Here is a 16,676-nt window from a genome sequence, read left to right on the forward strand (position 1 = left end):
AGGCCGTGTCTAACTAATAAACCTGTTCATCATCAGAATCGATATGAAGCTCTATTGTTCTGCGATTATCATCAAGATGCATTCTAATGTGTATTGGGTTGCAGCATATACGGCAGTCGTCATAATATTCTTGATCGCCTGAACTGGCATCTAAAATGACATATTGATTGTGTCCACAATGGGGACAGCAGATAGTATGCGAAAGTAGTCTCATTATTAATACTCCTCACAGACAAGATATCAATAAGTATAGTGAGCATTTTATATTTTGGTTCATCCCTAAGAATGATTCTATTTAGTGAGAATTATATTCATCTTTTATTGATTTATAATTAACAAAATCAGCATAATCTTTAGTAATCAATGACTTTTTGAGTGAACAATATTCATCAGATATGATTTACAGCACTCTCTTTCATCTGTAAAAGGTATCTCATTTCAAAACGATATTTATTCGTGCTACTTCTATTAATGAAGCATTGCGTTGTTAAAACATATCGACCCGCATAAACCGAAAAAATTATCATTAATTCATCATTGGGTAGTTGCGCGATAATCCGCTTATCGCATAAAATAGAGGCTTACGTTTTTGGGTAACTAAGACTCCTGTACTGTCTTGATTTCATTAACGTGTTTCTCGTTCAAATAGAACATACTTAATTACCATGTGGCCCTACGTGTGGGTCACCACTGGAAAAGGAAATTTCATGCCTATTATTACACTGCCTGATGGTAGCAAACGTGAGTTTGCAGATCCCGTATCAACTCTTGATGTTGCATTAGACATCGGCCCTGGTTTAGCTAAAGCGTGTATTGCTGGCCGTGTAAACGGTGAGCTAAAAGATGCAACGGACTTAATCATTGTAGATTCAGAGTTAGCTATTATTACGGCTAAAGACGAAGAGGGTGTTGAAATCCTTCGCCATTCTTGTGCACATTTATTAGGTCACGCGATCAAACAAATGTGGCCAGAAACTAAAATGGCGATCGGGCCAGTAATTGATAACGGATTCTATTACGATATCGATTTAGACCATAAGCTAACGCATGAGGATATTGAAGCCTTAGAAAAGCGTATGCTGACTTTGGCTAAAACTAATTACGATGTCGTCAAAAAAGTAGTCTCTTGGCAAGAAGCTCGTGATGCATTTAGCGAACGTGGCGAAGAATACAAAATTGCCATTCTTGATGAAAACATCAGTAAAGACGCAACGCCTGCGCTTTATAACCACGAAGAATACATTGATATGTGTCGTGGTCCACATGTGCCAAACATGCGTTTTTGTCAGAACTTTAAATTAATGAGTGTCGCAGGTGCTTATTGGCGTGGTAATTCAGACAATAAGATGCTGCAGCGTATATACGGTACAGCATGGGCTGACAAAAAAGCCCTTAAAACCCATTTAGTCCGCTTAGAAGAAGCAGCTAAACGCGATCACCGTAAAATTGGCAAGCAATTAGATTTGTATCATATGCAAGAAGAGGCACCAGGAATGGTGTTTTGGCATAACGATGGCTGGAGCATATTTTTAGAGCTCGAAAAATTCATTCGTCAAAAGCTAGGTCAATACACTTATCAAGAAGTGAAAGGCCCACTAATGATGGACCGAGTGTTATGGGAGCGTTCTGGCCACTGGGATAAGTACGCAGAAGCGATGTTCACTACTAAAAGTGAAAACCGTGAGTACGCAATTAAACCAATGAACTGCCCTGGTCATGTACAGATTTTCAATCAAGGATTAAAATCATATCGTGACCTACCGTTACGTATGGCAGAATTTGGTTGTTGTCATCGTAATGAGCCATCAGGTTCGCTTCACGGTCTAATGCGCGTACGTGGCTTTACTCAAGACGACGCTCATGTTTTCTGTACTGATGATCAAGTGCAACAAGAAGTCAGTGCATGTATCCAAATGGTATATGACACATATGCGACATTTGGTTTCGACAACATCGTGGTTAAACTGTCAACGCGTCCTGAAAAACGTATTGGCGATGATGACATGTGGGACCGAGCTGAAGACGCTTTAAAGCAAGCACTGGCCAATAAAAATATTAAATTTGAAATATTACCGGGTGAAGGCGCGTTTTATGGCCCGAAAATCGAATTTACTTTGCATGACTGTTTAGATCGTGCATGGCAATGTGGTACAGTACAACTCGATTATGCATTACCGACTCGTTTAGGTGCCACTTACGTCGCAGAAGACAACAGTCGCCAGACGCCAGTAATGATCCATCGTGCTATTTTAGGTTCTTTAGAACGTTTCATAGGTATATTGATAGAAGAATACGCCGGTAAATTTCCAACATGGCTTGCTCCGATGCAAGTGGTTGTGATGAATATTACCGATAAACAAGCTGATTATGTTGAAGAAATCGTTAAATTCTTCAAAGAACAGGGTATTCGAGCATCTTTTGACTTGAGGAATGAGAAAATAGGCTTTAAAATACGCGAACACACTCTAAGACGTGTGCCTTATTTATTGGTCGTTGGTGATCAAGAAATGGAAAATAAGGAAGTAGCGGTGCGTACACGTGACGGTATCGATTTAGGCAAGTTAAAACTAGAAGATTTCGCCGCGATGATACGTCAACAGATTTCGCTCCGTAGTCTCAAATTGTTGGAGGAATAGGTCATAAAGATCAAAAGAACAGCAGGGCGACAGCCAGCCCCTAATAGAATCAATGATGAAATCACTGGTGTACCTGAAGTCCGTTTATCAGGTTTAGATGGTGAGCCAATTGGTATATTAACTATAAAAGACGCTCAGATCGTTGCAGATGAAGCCGGAGTTGATCTTGTAGAGATCAGTCCCAATGCTGAGCCTCCTGTCTGTCGCATAATGGACTACGGTAAGTTCCTTTTTGATAAAGCGAAAGCTCAAAAGGAACAAAAGAAGAAGCAGAAACAGGTCCAGGTTAAGGAAATTAAATTCCGTCCTGGTACTGATGAAAACGACTATCAGGTAAAACTACGCAACCTGATTCGTTTTCTAGAAGATGGTGACAAAGCGAAAGTTACGCTGCGTTTCCGTGGTCGCGAAATGGCACACCAAAACCTAGGTATGGATCTTTTGAACCGTATCAAGGCTGATTTGGAAGAGTATGCGGTTGTCGAATCTTTCCCGAAAATGGAAGGTCGTCAAGCAATTATGGTGCTAGCACCTAAAAAGAAATAGTAGGGCAACCTAAAGTAGCAAAAGTCTCTCGAGGCTTTTGCTCGCCTTACGTTTATTAACGTCCCAATGCGGAGTTTTAGAAATGCCTAAAATGAAAACAGACAAGGGTGTTGCGAAGCGTTTTAAGAAAACCGCTAATGGTTTCAAGCGCAAGCAAGCACACTTACGTCACATTTTGACCAAGAAAAGCACTAAGCGTAAGCGTCACTTACGTGCTAAATGTTTAGTTGCTAAATCTGACGTTCCAGCAATCGCGCGTCAACTACCATACGCTTAATTTAGGAGATAAAAAATGCCAAGAGTTAAGCGTGGTGTAACCGCACGTGCTCGTCACAAGAAAGTTTTAAAATTAGCTAAAGGTTATTATGGCGCTCGTAGCCGTACTTACCGTGTTGCTGTTCAGGCAGTAACTAAAGCTGGTCAATATGCTTACCGTGACCGTCGTCAGAAAAAACGTCAATTCCGTCAGTTATGGATTGCACGTATTAATGCAGCGTCTCGTCAAAATGGTCTGTCTTACAGCCGTTTCATTAACGGCTTGAAAAAGGCGTCTATTGAAATCGATCGTAAGATTTTGGCTGACATCGCTGTTTTCGACAAAGTTGTTTTTGCAATTTTAGTTGAAAAAGCAAAAGAAGCGTTAAACTAAGTAATTAGTTTATTGCTTAAAAAGAGGAACCTTCGGGTTCCTTTTTTTATGTCTTTGTATCGCAATCTTTAAGCACAATATCGGTAGTACGAGCCACGGTAATCAATGTTATTGCTATTTGATATCTGCTACTAGTACAGAGCATACCTATAATGTATCGGTAAACTATCGAAACTTAAGTTAGCTGAGCGACATGGTTTATTGAAGTGATAGTAAAATGAACATAATTTTGAAGAATATCTCATTTATAATCAAATTTATGGCAACTATCAAAAGTCTCACTACTCACCACTGGTATACAGTGGTATAACTAAATAAATTTTGTCCATTCACTTCACTTAGGATAGTAGTAATGATCTTTTCTCAAGTCACACTTGCTCCAGCAGATCCCATTTTAGGCTTAACCGATGCATTTAAAGCAGATGTTCGCCCTCACAAAGTTAACTTAGGGGTCGGTATTTATAAAGATGAAGCAGGGCAAACACCTATTTTATCTTGTGTAAAAAAAGCTGAAGCTATATTACTTGAGACCGAAAAGAGCAAAAACTATCTCGGAATTGAAGGTGTACAAGCTTACAACCAAGCGGTTCAAAAATTATTATTTGGTGAACAGAGCTCTATTATTGCAAATAAACGCGCTGTTACTGCACAGGCTCCTGGCGGAACAGGTTCATTACGCGTGGCTTCTGAATTCCTGGTCCGTAATACGGGATCAACAACGATTTGGGTAAGTAACCCTACTTGGGCGAATCACCAGAACATTTTTGAAACAGCAGGATTAACGGTTAAAGAATATCGCTACTACAAAGCTGAAACTAATGATTTGGATTTTGCTGCTATGCTCGCTGATTTGGCGAATGCGAATGCAGGAGATGTAGTGTTGCTTCATGGCTGTTGTCATAACCCAACAGGTATCGATTTATCGATTGAGCAGTGGAAGCAAGTTGCAAATATTTGTTTAGAGAAATCATTGCTGCCGTTATTTGATTTTGCTTACCAAGGCTTTGGTGCAGGTATCGACGAAGATGCACAAGGTTTACGTGCAGTGGCGGCCGTAGTTCCAGAGTTATTAATTGCTAATTCATTTTCTAAAAACTTTGGTTTGTATAACGAGCGAGTTGGTGCTGTGACTATCGTTGCTGAAGATCAAGATGATGCCATTAGAAGTTTTAGCCAAATTAAGAAAACAATTCGTGCCAATTATTCTAACCCTCCGGCACACGGTGGCTTAATTGTGAGTACAATTTTAGCTGATGCTTCACTGCATCAAGAATGGCAAGCAGAGTTAACGTCAATGCGTGAACGTATTGCAGAGATGCGCGGCTTGTTTGTTGCAAGTCTAAAAGCTGAAGGTGTCGAACAAGATTTTAGTTTTATTTCTCGTCAAAATGGTATGTTTAGTTTTTCTGGTTTAACTAAAAGCCAAGTAGCACGCCTAAAAGATGAGTTCGCGATTTATATTGTCGGTTCTGGTCGTATTAGTGTTGCCGGATTAACCAAAAATAACATGCCAGCAGTTTGTAAGGCTATTGCTCAAGTGATCTTGTCTTAGATTGTGGTATAGCGATAAAAAGGTTGCGCCATGCAGCCTTTTTTATTACCTATTATATGACTCACTGATGATTAACATTACCTAGCGGTTATGGTTAAACCATAACCGCGTTTATTTATAGATTATTTATAGTTAAATTTTTTAGCTAATGCCGAGGACTTAACTAAAGTAGTAAGGAATTTTACAATGCCCTTATGACTAATACGCTGTTAACTAAATAGAGGCAGGTTATTTAGTTAATACCGCTATAACGATATTCAGTCAAATCAATCGGTTTACTATGCAAGCTGCAAACTTGGCTAATCGCTTCAGCTAATGCCATTTTGTCATGTAATCCTGGATGGTGTTGGCTGACTAACGGAAAGTGATTAAAGCGAACGCCGTTGATCGCAGAGTAAGCGAGCTTAATCTCATTTCCATGTTGGATAACATCGGCAATAACTTCTTTACCTATAACTTGGTTAAACCAAGCAATTTTATCAGGGCGAGATCGTGAACGTTTTTCAATCAATTTAACATAAGGTTTGACGTTAACATCTCGCTATGATCTTATACTCCCTTTTTTTGGGAGCACACCATGCATATTGACCACTTCAAAGAGAATTTCCAAACAATAACAGACCAGCGTCAAGGGGCTAAAGTGACCTATTGCCTTTTTGAGGTACTGTTTGGTTCGCTATGTGCCGTTATCGCAGGCGCTAAAGGCTGGTTTGATATTCGCGAATACATTCTTGGGCATCATGATTGGTTTAAAAACAACAAACTATTCGTGAACGGCATTCCCGCTGATGACACGATTGCTCGTATCATATCAACCATTGAACCTGAGCAGTTTCACCAATGTTTTATCAATTGGATGTCTTCGATACACACCCTTACTGAAGGCCAAGTTATTGCTATTGATGGAAAAACGCTTCGAGGGTCATACAATCGTGAAGATAGAGCCAGTACCATACACATGATTAGTGCCTACGCTTCCTCAAACAAATTAGTGCTTGGTCAGCTTAAAACAGAACAAAAAAGCAATGAGATAACCGCCATTCCTGAGTTGATAAAGATGTTAGATATCAAAGGGGCGTTAGTGACTATCGATGCGATGGCTTGTCAAACAAAGATAGCCAAAACCATTGTGGACCAAGGGGGTGACTATCTGCTTGCCGTTAAAAGTAACCAGGGAAAGCTACGCGAAGCGATAGTACAAGCCTTCGCTTTCCAGCGAGCTAACAATACGGACAAATCAGTGATTGAACACGGTCACGGACGTACTGAGTGTCGCCAGTGCTATGTTATTGATAGTAAAAACTTACTCGGTGACTTTTCAAAGTGGAAGGGGCTAAAAAATATCGTTATGGTTGAAAGTTGTCGCCTTGAGAAAGGAAAGCCAATCGAGCTTGAGTATCGTTATTACATCAGTTCTAAAGAGTTAAGTGCCGAACAAGCAGCGATAGCCGTTCGAGAACATTGGGGCATCGAATCGATGCACTGGGTGCTTGATGTCAGTATGAGTGAGGATGCATGTCAAATATACAACGCTCATGGGGCGGAAAATCTGTCATGCCTGCGTCATATGAGTTTGAATATGTTACGTGCAGAGCCGACGAAGATAAGCATTGTTGGAAAACAAAAGCGATGCATGATGAATCCATCGATGCTTGAAGCAGTATTAAAGACTGGATTTAGTGGTTCGGTTAAAAATTAAACACTCATGCGGTGGCCCTGGCAATTTTATCCTCAATACTAAAGGTGCTAGCGGGTGAATATTCCGCTGTTAAATTATCAATCAGCATCACATGCGCGTTTGATTCACGAATACTCTTGGCTATTTGTGGCAGTAATAATGGCGGCAATATGCTGGTTAAAAAACTGCCGGGACCGATGATGATTAAATCAGCTTCAGCCAGTGCAATACAGGCTTCTGAGGTAGCTTCAACTTCGGGCTCTAATAATAATGCAATCGGTGCTTCAGTCATGCCATCAACATTAAGTTCACCAAATACTTTATTACCACAATGCGTTAGCGCAACAAGATGAGTCGAAGCTTCAGACATAGGAATAATTTGCGTCTCAATTTTAAGTAGGCCACGAATTAAATTAACTGCTTCAAGTGGTCTAACACATAGTTGATCAAGCGCATGCAAAACAACGTTGCCTAAATTATGACCCGAGAGTTCATTATTACCAGTAAAACGGTGATCAAATAACATAGATCCAAGTGATGGTCTATGAGCTAAGTGGGAAAGGCAATTCCGTAGATCTCCCCAAGCAATCGTTTGTTGGTCCTGCCTTAGTCGACCGGTAGACCCTCCATTATCAGTCGTTGCCACGATCCCGGTTAATCTTGGTCCTAAAAAAGATAATGCGGCTAGAATACGGCCTAATCCATGTCCGCCACCTATGGCTACCACATGATGATAATTATTGAGTTTTTGATTCAACATCATTAGATCTCAAGTCCTTGAGTCGTTGAACAAGACGATACACAGCCGATAAAAGACTGCCCAGATATCACATTCTATCGATTTTAACTGTATATAGTCATTAAAGTGTAATTATTTTAATGTTTTTCAGCTCATAGCCTGAACAACCGTGATCCATAGCCGATAAGGACTTTATTCACAAAAGCAGTTTGCTGTATCCTATCTGTCTTTAAGGTTATAATTACCAAGATTAATAAGTTAGAAATGAATTTTAGATAAGGCAGGTACTATTGAAAATAGGCAATATAGGTCAAGTGACATTTGCGTTAGGCTTAGCCGTATTTGCATTGTTGGCATTGAGACTATTTATCATTCCTAATACGACTCAAGTATCAGTATCGGGTCAGCTTAATTATATAGATCTTGGTGAGGTACCGGTCTTTGCTGAGATAGACGATATAGCCACAAAAAAACAAACGTTCTTTGATTACTTACGACCGGTTATTGAAGCTCAAAATCAAATTATTATTCACGAACGTCAATTTTTATTAGCAGCAATCGAACAAATCGATAATGGTTTAGGATTAAGTGAGCCTGATAATGATAGGCTGAAATCGATTCTAGACAAATATCAATATGATATTAAATCATTCACTCGCTATACCTTAATGCCGTTATTAAAGCGCATCGATATCATTCCAGTTGAGATGGTATTGGTACAAGCTGCCACCGAAAGTGGTTGGGGGAGTTCTCGTTTTGCTATCGACGGATTTAATTTTTTTGGTCAATGGTGTTTTACCGATGGATGTGGATTAGTACCATTCTCAAGAGGTGATGGCAAGAATCATGAAGTTGCAGTATTTGATTCACCTAAAGACTCGATTATTGCCTACATGATTAACTTAAATACCCATTCTGCATATAAATTATTTCGTTCTATTCGTGCCGATTTACGGGCTCAGAAAATTAGACCCACTGCTGAGAGATTAGTTTATGGATTAATTAATTATTCAGAACGAAGAGATCAATACATTGATGAATTACTCGAAATGCTTAAACACAATAAGCCATATTTACAAGGAAACAACGCGAATGCGTAATCGTACGCTAGTGAACGGATTTATTTTTATATCGACTATTTTTATGGTTAGTAATAGTTTAGCTGAAACCGTTTCTTTAGAGTATAACGGTTTTTATGATCGATTAAAGCAAGTGAACAAGCAAAGCTATCCATTGGTTGAGTTGGCCTTTAGTGTTCCTATTACTCCTGATTGCACCATAGTATCTGGCAGTATCACGACCGAAAAAGAACAGTTTCCACTAACGTATACCAAGCAACAACGATTATTTATTCCTTATGATCCACAGCTAAAATCTGACCGAGGTTTAGTCAATATTAATGTTATGGGTGCAGCTAATCAATGTGGTATAGCCATGCAGGTTCGAGCTAAAGAAACAAAACTGCAGTTTACTCAAGCAGAGCTACAAGCCTTAACAAATGATATGAATAATCTACTTGATGGATTGCAAGGTTTCCCGATGAAGTATTTTCGCAAACCGATTAATGGATTAACGTTTGATTTTGCTAAAACGCAAAACGAAATCATAAAGGTCGTTATTGATAATGTAGAAACTATTGCTGGCGAAGAATTTACTTTAACAATTGAACAAATCAATCAACTGAAACAAATTTCATTTACTCAAAAACCTAGTGTAATAAGTCCTTTGGTAATGAATTAATAGTTACAAATAATAAGCACCCAGTAATAATAAAGGCGTTGATATCAACGCCTTTATTGATCTATTACTATTATAATAACGTTATTATGGTTTAAACGTCGCAACCACATCGATTCTATTACTGATGTCTAAATTAATATGACCATTATTATTGATATCAACAAAATCAAACGCAGGCAAATCAGCATCTGCAACATCACCAGTATTAATCACATCGGGATTTCGTTTTAGTGATACAAAATCAAACTGTTCACGATCTACCCCCTGTGAAGGAGATGTACTTTGCATTGCCGTAAAAATTGTTTCTAGACGACCCGGATGTTGTTTATCCCACATCTGCAGCATGTCTTTAACAGCGCCACGTTTTAAGTTTTCTTGCGAGCCACACAAGTTACAAGGAATGATAGGAAATGATTTTAATGTCGAATATTCCTCAATATCTTTTTCACGACAATAAGCCAACGGACGGATCACTATATTGGCCCCATCGTCAGATAAGAGTTTCGGTGGCATCGCTTTTTGTTTACCAGCAAAAAACATATTTAAAAATAAGGTTTCGATAATATCGTCACGATGATGGCCTAATGCAATTTTAGTTGCACCTATGTGTTGGGCAAAACCATAAAGAGTACCGCGACGTAGGCGAGAACAGAGTGAACATGTCGTTTTACCTTCGGGGATTTTTTCTTTGACAATGGAGTAAGTATCTTTTTCAAGAATATGATAAGCAACACCCAACTCATCTAAGTAGGCTGGTAAAACATGTTCAGGAAAACCAGGTTGTTTTTGGTCGAGGTTAACAGCTACAATTTCAAATTTAATTGGAGCACGTTGTTGAAGGTTTAATAAAATATCCAGCATGGTGTAACTGTCTTTACCGCCAGAAAGGCAGCACATAACACGATCACCGTCTTCGATCATATTGTAATCTGCAATCGCTGAACCTACGTCATGTCGTAGACGTTTTTGCAGTTTCTTAATACGAGTACTATTATTTTTAGAGAGGGTATCAACTTCAACTTCAGACATAAAAAATGCGCCCAGTAACCAAGTGTTTCAGGGCGCGTATTATTCCAGTATTCGAGGTCAGGGTAAAGTAGTTAACCTATTCTATTATGACTAATCTTCTAAAGGTGATTTATATCCATCAGGTTTAATCGCTAACAAGTCGCAATTAATGCTATCGATAACATGTTCCGCAGTGTTACCAATCAATGCTGCTGAAAAACCAGTACGGCCTACCGTACCCAGTACTACTAATTCTGCATCTAACTTGGTAGCCATTTCAGGAATAACATCTTCGGGTAAACCTTCTTCAACATGACAGTTTTCAAGTGGAATATTATAGGCCTGAGCTAAATATTGTACTCGTTGTTCATGCTGCATACGCACTGTGTTGTTATACACATTGGCATCAAAGTCGGGGAGTTCTATTGCTAAATTAACAGGTGTTCCAGGATAACCATTAACTAAATGTACGCTGGCAGAGAATTTTTTGGCTAAGTCGAGTGCATGATTAATGATTTTACCATTAAGTTTTTGATGATCTTCATCTTCAGATACGACATTAACCGCACAGACAATTTTACCTGCCACTGGCCAATCATGTTCTTTTACAAGTAACACCGGTACTGGAGATTTACGCATTAAATGCCAATCAGTTGGAGTAAAAATAACGGCTTTTAATTTATCGTGTTCATGTGTGCTTTTAACAATTAAGTCATAATAACCTTTCATTGCATGGTTAATCACACTTTCAAAAGGTCGGTTATGCCAAACAACTTCAGTATTAATGTTTATATTAAACTTACTAAAGCCACTTATTGCGTTCTCTAACCAAGCAACACGTTGATCAATCACGCCTTGGCGCATCGCTTCACGTTCTTGGCTAGACAAAATAGACGTCATTTCATATGAGAAGTCAAAAATCGATAAAAAAGCAGTTATTTCTGCCTGACTTTTTGACGCTAATTCAACAGCACGTGCCAAAGCGGGTTGATGATCCGTTGTAGGATTAATCACCACTAATATCTTCTTATAATCCTTCATATAACCTCCAAAGCTGTTGAGTTTTTTATTTATATTATCTATTGATAGTATTACCGTTTCCTAATAAAGAAACCATGAGATAGATCATAAAATCCGATTTAAGTAGCGATGCGAGCGTTGCCTGCCAGACGACTTAAGGTCAGATGATCAATAATAGAAATATACTTACCTTTGACTTCAATTAAGCCTGATTTTTGAAATCGGCCTAATAAGCGGCTAATAGTTTCAACCGTTAGGCCCAAATAATTACCAATATCACCACGAGTCATCGTAAGTCGAAATTCATGCGGAGAGAAACCACGATTACCAAAACGGTTAGCAAGATTATTAATAAATGCAGCTAAACGTTCTTCAGCATTTTTCTTTGACAGTAGGAGGATCATTTCTTGATCACTCATGATTTCATTACTCATCAAGCGCATAATTTGCTGACGCAATTTAGGCATAGAACCAGATAACTCATCTAAGGTATCGTAAGGGATTTCACACACCATTGAAGTTTCTAATGCTTGAGCAAAACTTTGATGACGTTGGGCATGAATGCCATCAAAACCGATAACATCTCCGGCTAGATGGAACCCAGTGATTTGCTCGTCACCTTGTTCAGTAATGGTATAGCTTTTAATGGTACCAGACCGAATTGCATACAATGACTTAAGCACGTCTCCAGATTTAAAAATAAGGTCTCCTTTTTGAATGGGTTTTTTACGTTCAATAATATTATCGAGTTTATCAATCTCATCATTATTTAACGTAAAAGGGATACACAGGGCTTCCATACTGCAGTCGTGACAGTGAATAGCACAACCGCTGGTTGATGGACTACGAGTTTTTAGCAAATCTGAAGACATACCCATTCTCAATTGGTGAAGACACTACTATGTTATACCATTCAGCACTAATAAGGTACTCCTCAACATGTGAGTCGTGCTGATAAATGAAGTGGTTAGTCTATGTAATATTAGCAACAATAAACGTATGTAAAAGAGCGGTAACGTTAATCTGCATCAACACTTTGCTGCTGTAGATAAGCACTCTAGAAATTCATTCAACCTTTAAAAGGTATTGATTTTAAACGCTAAAAAATAATGTTGTATATTAATCAGTTACTATATTTCGATTATATAGCTGACATAACCGATTAAAGGCTCCTTTGGCACTAGTTAAGTTGATTAACAGCGATGTAAAGTGTTTGTAGTCCAAATAAAACCAATAAGCCGCCACTGAACAGTCTAACAGCGCGTTTTTGTACCCATTGAGCCAAGGTTTTTGCTGCTAATCCAGCAGCAAATAGAGCCGGTAATGTGCCTAAACCAAATGCAAACATAATCAAACCACCTTGCAATGCGCTACCAGATGCAACCGACCAAGTTAACGTACTGTATACTAGCCCACAAGGTAGCCACCCCCAAACCATACCGGCCATAACGGCTTGTAATGGATGCTTTATAGGGATAAATCTGCGTGTTAACGGTTGCAAATAGCGCCATAATAATTTACCGACTTTTTCAATATGCACAATTCCAAACCATATCTGCGCAATATACAGCCCCGTTAATATCATCATTATTCCGGCAATAATCCGCAAAACGATTAAATAATTGTCGGCATCAAACAAATGGCCTAGGGCTGACACACTGCCACCGACTAAAGCTCCGGCAACGGTGTAACTAAAAATACGCCCAAGGTTATAGCTGAAAAGAAATGTCAATTGACTGCTTAAACGTGACTGGCCATTGGCGGGTATGTTTGCTGAAAAAGCGCCAATGAGCCCACCACACATACCAAAGCAATGTGCCGCGCCCATTAAGCCAACAATAAATGCGCCACCAACGTTATATTCAATCACTGTATTTACTCTGGTTTAATAAGTGAATTAGGTATTTCTACACTGGTTTTTATGGTAGAGCATTTTATTGATGAATGACTGGGAGATGTACGGTCATCAATACCGTTGGTATTAGCTGTGTTATTCGGGTTGATGTTATCGTCATCAAATAAAATCGACACACTTTGCCTGTCTAGATCATCAAATTGTTCAGACTTTACCGCCCAAAAGAAAATAGAGACAGCAATTAATACAAACAACATTGCAATAGGTATTAATACGTAAATGATACTCATAATTTTATCCTAAGAAGCCGTAAACTGTTACTCACCACAATCAGTGAACTAACAGACATGCCAATCGCGGCAATATACGGGGCTACATGTCCGGTAACTGCTAATGGCAAAATAACCATGTTATAAGCAAAAGCCCATAACAAATTTTGATGAATTATGCGCTGAGTTTGCTTAGCCACATCAATAGCATCATTAAAACGTGACAAATGATCGCCTAGTAAAATTAGGTCGGCACTATTTTTGGCAATAGCACTGCCGCTACCCATAGCAACAGATAAATTAGCACCTGCTAGTACGGGAGCATCATTAATACCATCACCAAACATGGCCACATGAGCGTGTTGTTGTAATTTATTCACTAAGGCTAGCTTACCTTGAGGCGATAAACCTGAATGAACATCTGAAATGCCGAGTTTATTTGCCAAAAACTCAACATGTCCTGAGTTATCACCACTGGCGATACTCAGAGAAATATTGGCTGCCTTTAATGCAGTTACGGTGGCTAAACTGTCGACTCTTAACTCATCAAGCATTTCAATTTTAGCGACCAATTTATTATCGACAGACAGATATATCCACTGGGTTTCAATTGCCTGTGAAGCCGCTACATTTGCGTCTGGGGTAACAAATTGAGCCGTACCAATACAAACTTGCAGCTGACCGATACTAGCGCGAATACCTAAACCAATATGATGTTCGATATTTTCAACCAAATGTTGATTATCATAAAACGAAGTAAAAGCTAAAGCGATAGGATGTAAAGAGCCTTGCTCAATTGCTGCGGCCAACGATAAGACTTGCTCTGAGGAATAGCCACCAAAGGTTTGCACATCACCAATCGATAACTGGCCGCAGGTCAGTGTGCCAGTTTTATCAAACACTACATGATTAATTTTAGTCAGCTTTTCAAAAATTCCACTTCTACGGGGAATAACGCCCAACTTAGTAAAAATAGCTGTTGCGCAGGTAACGGCTGTTGGCGTCGCCAGGGCGAGGGCACAAGGGCAGGTTGCAACTAATACCGACAAAGTAATCCAAAAAGCGTCGTCAGGAGAGATGGTTAACCAGACTAAATACGTTATTGCTGCTATAGATAATACCGTGGCGGAAAAGTAACGCGCTAAACGGTCGGCAACTAATGCAATCGCCGGCTTATTGTTTGACGCAAGCTCTTGCAGGCGAATAATTTCTGCTACCAGTTGATCTTGTCCTAATGCAATAACGCGAACCTCTAGAGGTTGCTCAATATTAATCGTTCCGGCATAAACGGTATCATTAATCTGTTTGCCTATTGGCATTTGTTCGCCGGTTAGCATGGCTTCATTGACGCTTGATAGGCCATTAACCACCTCAGCATCTGCTGCAATGACTTCACCAGGTTTGACCAAAATAATATCGCCAATGACGAGTTGTTTAGCAGCAATTTCAGTCATCTCGCCATCACGGTATAAATGCGCGGTCAAAGGCACGAGTTTATGCAAGTTACTCGAACTTACAGAGGCTTTTTGTCTGGCAGATTGTTCAAAATAACGGCCCAATAATAAAAAGAAAGTAAACATCGATACTGATTCAAAATACACTTCACCATTGCCTTGAATCGTCGCAATACAACTGGCGACATAAGCCCCCAAAATAGCGATGGAGACAGAGACATCCATATTAAGCTTGCCACTTAATAAACTCCGAAGCGCACTGAAATAAAAGGGTTGAGCAGAATACAACACCACTGGAGCGGCAAAAATTAAACTCACCCAGCGGAAATAATCGCGAAACTCGACATCTAGGTCGGTAAAGTATCCAGTATATAAGGCGAGAGCAAACATCATCACCTGCATGGTGGCAAAACCTGCAAGGCCTAGGCGGAGTAAAAATTTACGACTGTCTGCTTTTGATTGTTTTTCTTGCTCATCAACTTGGTAGGGCGCGGCTTGATAGCCAATTTTACTGATAATCTGCAAAATTTCACTGAGTTGAATAATTTGACTATCCCAACTTACCAATGCGCGTTGTGTAGTTGAGTTAACCAATACATTGGTGACACCAGCAATGGGTTTGAGTTTATGCTCAATTAACCATGCACAAGCAGCGCAGGTAATGCCGTCGATAGACAAAGAGGTCGAATCAATAGCCCCTTGTTTATGGACAAAGTCTTGCTGTACTTCAGGTAAATCATAAGCACTGTACTGCGACAATTGATCTGGTATCAAAGCAGTTTGGCGATTACCTGGCTCACTGCGAAATTGATAATAGCTGCTTAAGCCAGCATCCATAATCGCTTGCGAAACCGCCTGGCAACCTGGGCAGCACATAGGTTGTGGTTGCCCATTAATCACGGTTGTAAACTGTTCACCCGTTAGCACCGGCTCATTGCAATGAAAGCAAGATGTCATCTATTTATACCAGCTTAATTAAATATGTCATCATTCAAAGACTTAATCGATTTACTATTAATTTAGCCAATATTCAACGTCATCTTTAATATCAATACGTTGTTGTATACGCCACTTAGCATCAAATCCTTCTATGCGCACTTCCCAAGGGCCGGTAATCGCAGCATCTAATGGGATGTGATAAACATAATTAGCGTCTGCTGTGGCATTTAAGCTGAAATCTTTTTCTTCAATCGTCGGATGATAAAACTGAACATTCAATGCAGCACGATATTCAGGACCACCTTGTTGAGTGATTTTTAATTCTTGATCGGCAACAGTCACTAAAAATTTCATGCCAATTTGTTGAGCGTATTTTATCTTACGCAAATCCATGTTAATGGCTTTACCTTCTTTATAATAATCTTCAGCAACTAATGAGTCTGAATTATCTAAAGCAATCTTTAATGTAGTTAAACTAGCGATAACCGCACACATTGGCAAAATGATTAAAAACCATGGCCAAAACTGCTTATACCAAGGGAGTTGATCCGACATAATACGTCCTAAAATGGTGGTAATAATTCGGGGGAC

17 protein-coding genes and 1 pseudogene are annotated in these 16,676 nt (G+C 39.4%); 8 read left to right on the forward strand and 10 right to left on the reverse strand.

Going from position 1 to position 16,676, the window contains the following annotated elements; genetic code table 11:
• Positions 1-13: 13 nt before the first annotated feature.
• On the reverse strand, positions 14-214 hold the full coding sequence (locus EGC82_RS11430; protein ID WP_124730876.1) for a CPXCG motif-containing cysteine-rich protein: 201 nt from the start codon (positions 212-214) through the stop codon (positions 14-16).
• Between the two features lie 493 nt (positions 215-707).
• Here EGC82_RS11430 and thrS point away from each other — a divergent pair, with 493 nt between their 5' ends.
• The 5 genes from thrS (at position 708) to EGC82_RS11455 (ending at position 5,383) form a co-directional block, all read left to right on the forward strand.
• Complete coding sequence (thrS, locus tag EGC82_RS11435) at positions 708-2,636, forward strand: threonine--tRNA ligase (protein WP_124730877.1); 1,929 nt, start codon at positions 708-710, stop codon at positions 2,634-2,636.
• A gap of 3 nt (positions 2,637-2,639) precedes the next feature.
• A complete protein-coding gene (infC, locus tag EGC82_RS11440) occupies positions 2,640-3,182 on the forward strand; it encodes a translation initiation factor IF-3 (RefSeq protein ID WP_124730878.1) in 543 nt (180 codons plus the stop codon).
• Positions 3,183-3,264: 82 nt separating this feature from the next.
• Positions 3,265-3,459, forward strand: coding sequence for a 50S ribosomal protein L35 (gene rpmI / locus EGC82_RS11445; protein ID WP_011496149.1), 195 nt, complete (start codon positions 3,265-3,267; stop codon positions 3,457-3,459).
• A 15-nt stretch (positions 3,460-3,474) separates the two neighbouring features.
• Positions 3,475-3,831, forward strand: coding sequence for a 50S ribosomal protein L20 (rplT, locus tag EGC82_RS11450; protein WP_101031404.1), 357 nt, complete (start codon positions 3,475-3,477; stop codon positions 3,829-3,831).
• A 352-nt stretch (positions 3,832-4,183) separates the two neighbouring features.
• A complete protein-coding gene (locus EGC82_RS11455) occupies positions 4,184-5,383 on the forward strand; it encodes an amino acid aminotransferase (protein ID WP_124730879.1) in 1,200 nt (399 codons plus the stop codon).
• A 232-nt stretch (positions 5,384-5,615) separates the two neighbouring features.
• Here EGC82_RS11455 and EGC82_RS11460 read toward each other — a convergent pair whose 3' ends face one another.
• Entirely contained in the window at positions 5,616-5,894 is a 279-nt protein-coding gene (locus EGC82_RS11460; protein ID WP_124730880.1) for a hypothetical protein, read from the reverse strand.
• Positions 5,895-5,960: 66 nt separating this feature from the next.
• Here EGC82_RS11460 and EGC82_RS11465 point away from each other — a divergent pair, with 66 nt between their 5' ends.
• Entirely contained in the window at positions 5,961-7,082 is a 1,122-nt protein-coding gene (locus EGC82_RS11465) for an ISAs1 family transposase (protein ID WP_124729838.1), read from the forward strand.
• Between the two features lie 19 nt (positions 7,083-7,101).
• Here the strand turns inward: EGC82_RS11465 and yvcK are convergent.
• Positions 7,102-7,821: pseudogene (yvcK, locus tag EGC82_RS11470) on the reverse strand (uridine diphosphate-N-acetylglucosamine-binding protein YvcK); the annotation flags it as partial.
• A gap of 269 nt (positions 7,822-8,090) precedes the next feature.
• Between yvcK and EGC82_RS11475 the strand changes: the two are divergent.
• Together EGC82_RS11475 and EGC82_RS11480 are read left to right on the forward strand one after the other, a co-directional pair.
• Complete coding sequence (locus tag EGC82_RS11475) at positions 8,091-8,900, forward strand: glucosaminidase domain-containing protein (RefSeq protein ID WP_124730881.1); 810 nt, start codon at positions 8,091-8,093, stop codon at positions 8,898-8,900.
• Positions 8,893-9,540, forward strand: a complete 648-nt coding sequence (locus EGC82_RS11480; protein ID WP_124730882.1) for a DUF2987 domain-containing protein — start codon at positions 8,893-8,895, stop codon at positions 9,538-9,540. Before EGC82_RS11475 ends, EGC82_RS11480 begins: the two co-directional genes overlap by 8 nt.
• An 84-nt stretch (positions 9,541-9,624) precedes the next feature.
• Here the strand turns inward: EGC82_RS11480 and ttcA are convergent, their stop codons facing one another.
• From ttcA to EGC82_RS11515, 7 genes are all read right to left on the reverse strand, one after another.
• Positions 9,625-10,569, reverse strand: coding sequence for a tRNA 2-thiocytidine(32) synthetase TtcA (gene ttcA, locus EGC82_RS11485; protein ID WP_124730883.1), 945 nt, complete (start codon positions 10,567-10,569; stop codon positions 9,625-9,627).
• Between the two features lie 90 nt (positions 10,570-10,659).
• Positions 10,660-11,589: a universal stress protein UspE gene (uspE, locus tag EGC82_RS11490; protein ID WP_124730884.1), complete on the reverse strand. Its 930-nt coding sequence runs from the start codon at positions 11,587-11,589 to the stop codon at positions 10,660-10,662.
• Positions 11,590-11,687: 98 nt separating this feature from the next.
• Entirely contained in the window at positions 11,688-12,440 is a 753-nt protein-coding gene (gene etrA, locus EGC82_RS11495) for an electron transport transcriptional regulator EtrA (RefSeq protein ID WP_124730885.1), read from the reverse strand.
• 308 nt (positions 12,441-12,748) lie between these two features.
• Positions 12,749-13,438 (reverse strand): sulfite exporter TauE/SafE family protein, encoded by a 690-nt coding sequence (locus tag EGC82_RS11500; RefSeq protein ID WP_124730886.1) that lies wholly within the window; start codon positions 13,436-13,438, stop codon positions 12,749-12,751.
• A 5-nt stretch (positions 13,439-13,443) separates the two neighbouring features.
• The gene (ccoS, locus tag EGC82_RS21560; protein WP_244212452.1) at positions 13,444-13,713 is read right to left on the reverse strand and encodes a cbb3-type cytochrome oxidase assembly protein CcoS; all 270 of its coding nucleotides are present in this window, start codon (positions 13,711-13,713) and stop codon (positions 13,444-13,446) included.
• Complete coding sequence (locus EGC82_RS11510) at positions 13,710-16,103, reverse strand: heavy metal translocating P-type ATPase (RefSeq protein ID WP_124730887.1); 2,394 nt, start codon at positions 16,101-16,103, stop codon at positions 13,710-13,712. The genes ccoS and EGC82_RS11510 overlap by 4 nt, the downstream gene beginning before the upstream one ends.
• Positions 16,104-16,160: 57 nt before the next feature.
• Positions 16,161-16,640: a FixH family protein gene (locus EGC82_RS11515; protein WP_124730888.1), complete on the reverse strand. Its 480-nt coding sequence runs from the start codon at positions 16,638-16,640 to the stop codon at positions 16,161-16,163.
• Positions 16,641-16,676 lie beyond the last annotated feature (36 nt).

The organism is Shewanella livingstonensis, assembly GCF_003855395.1.
GTDB classification, from domain to species: Bacteria; Pseudomonadota; Gammaproteobacteria; order Enterobacterales; family Shewanellaceae; genus Shewanella; species Shewanella livingstonensis.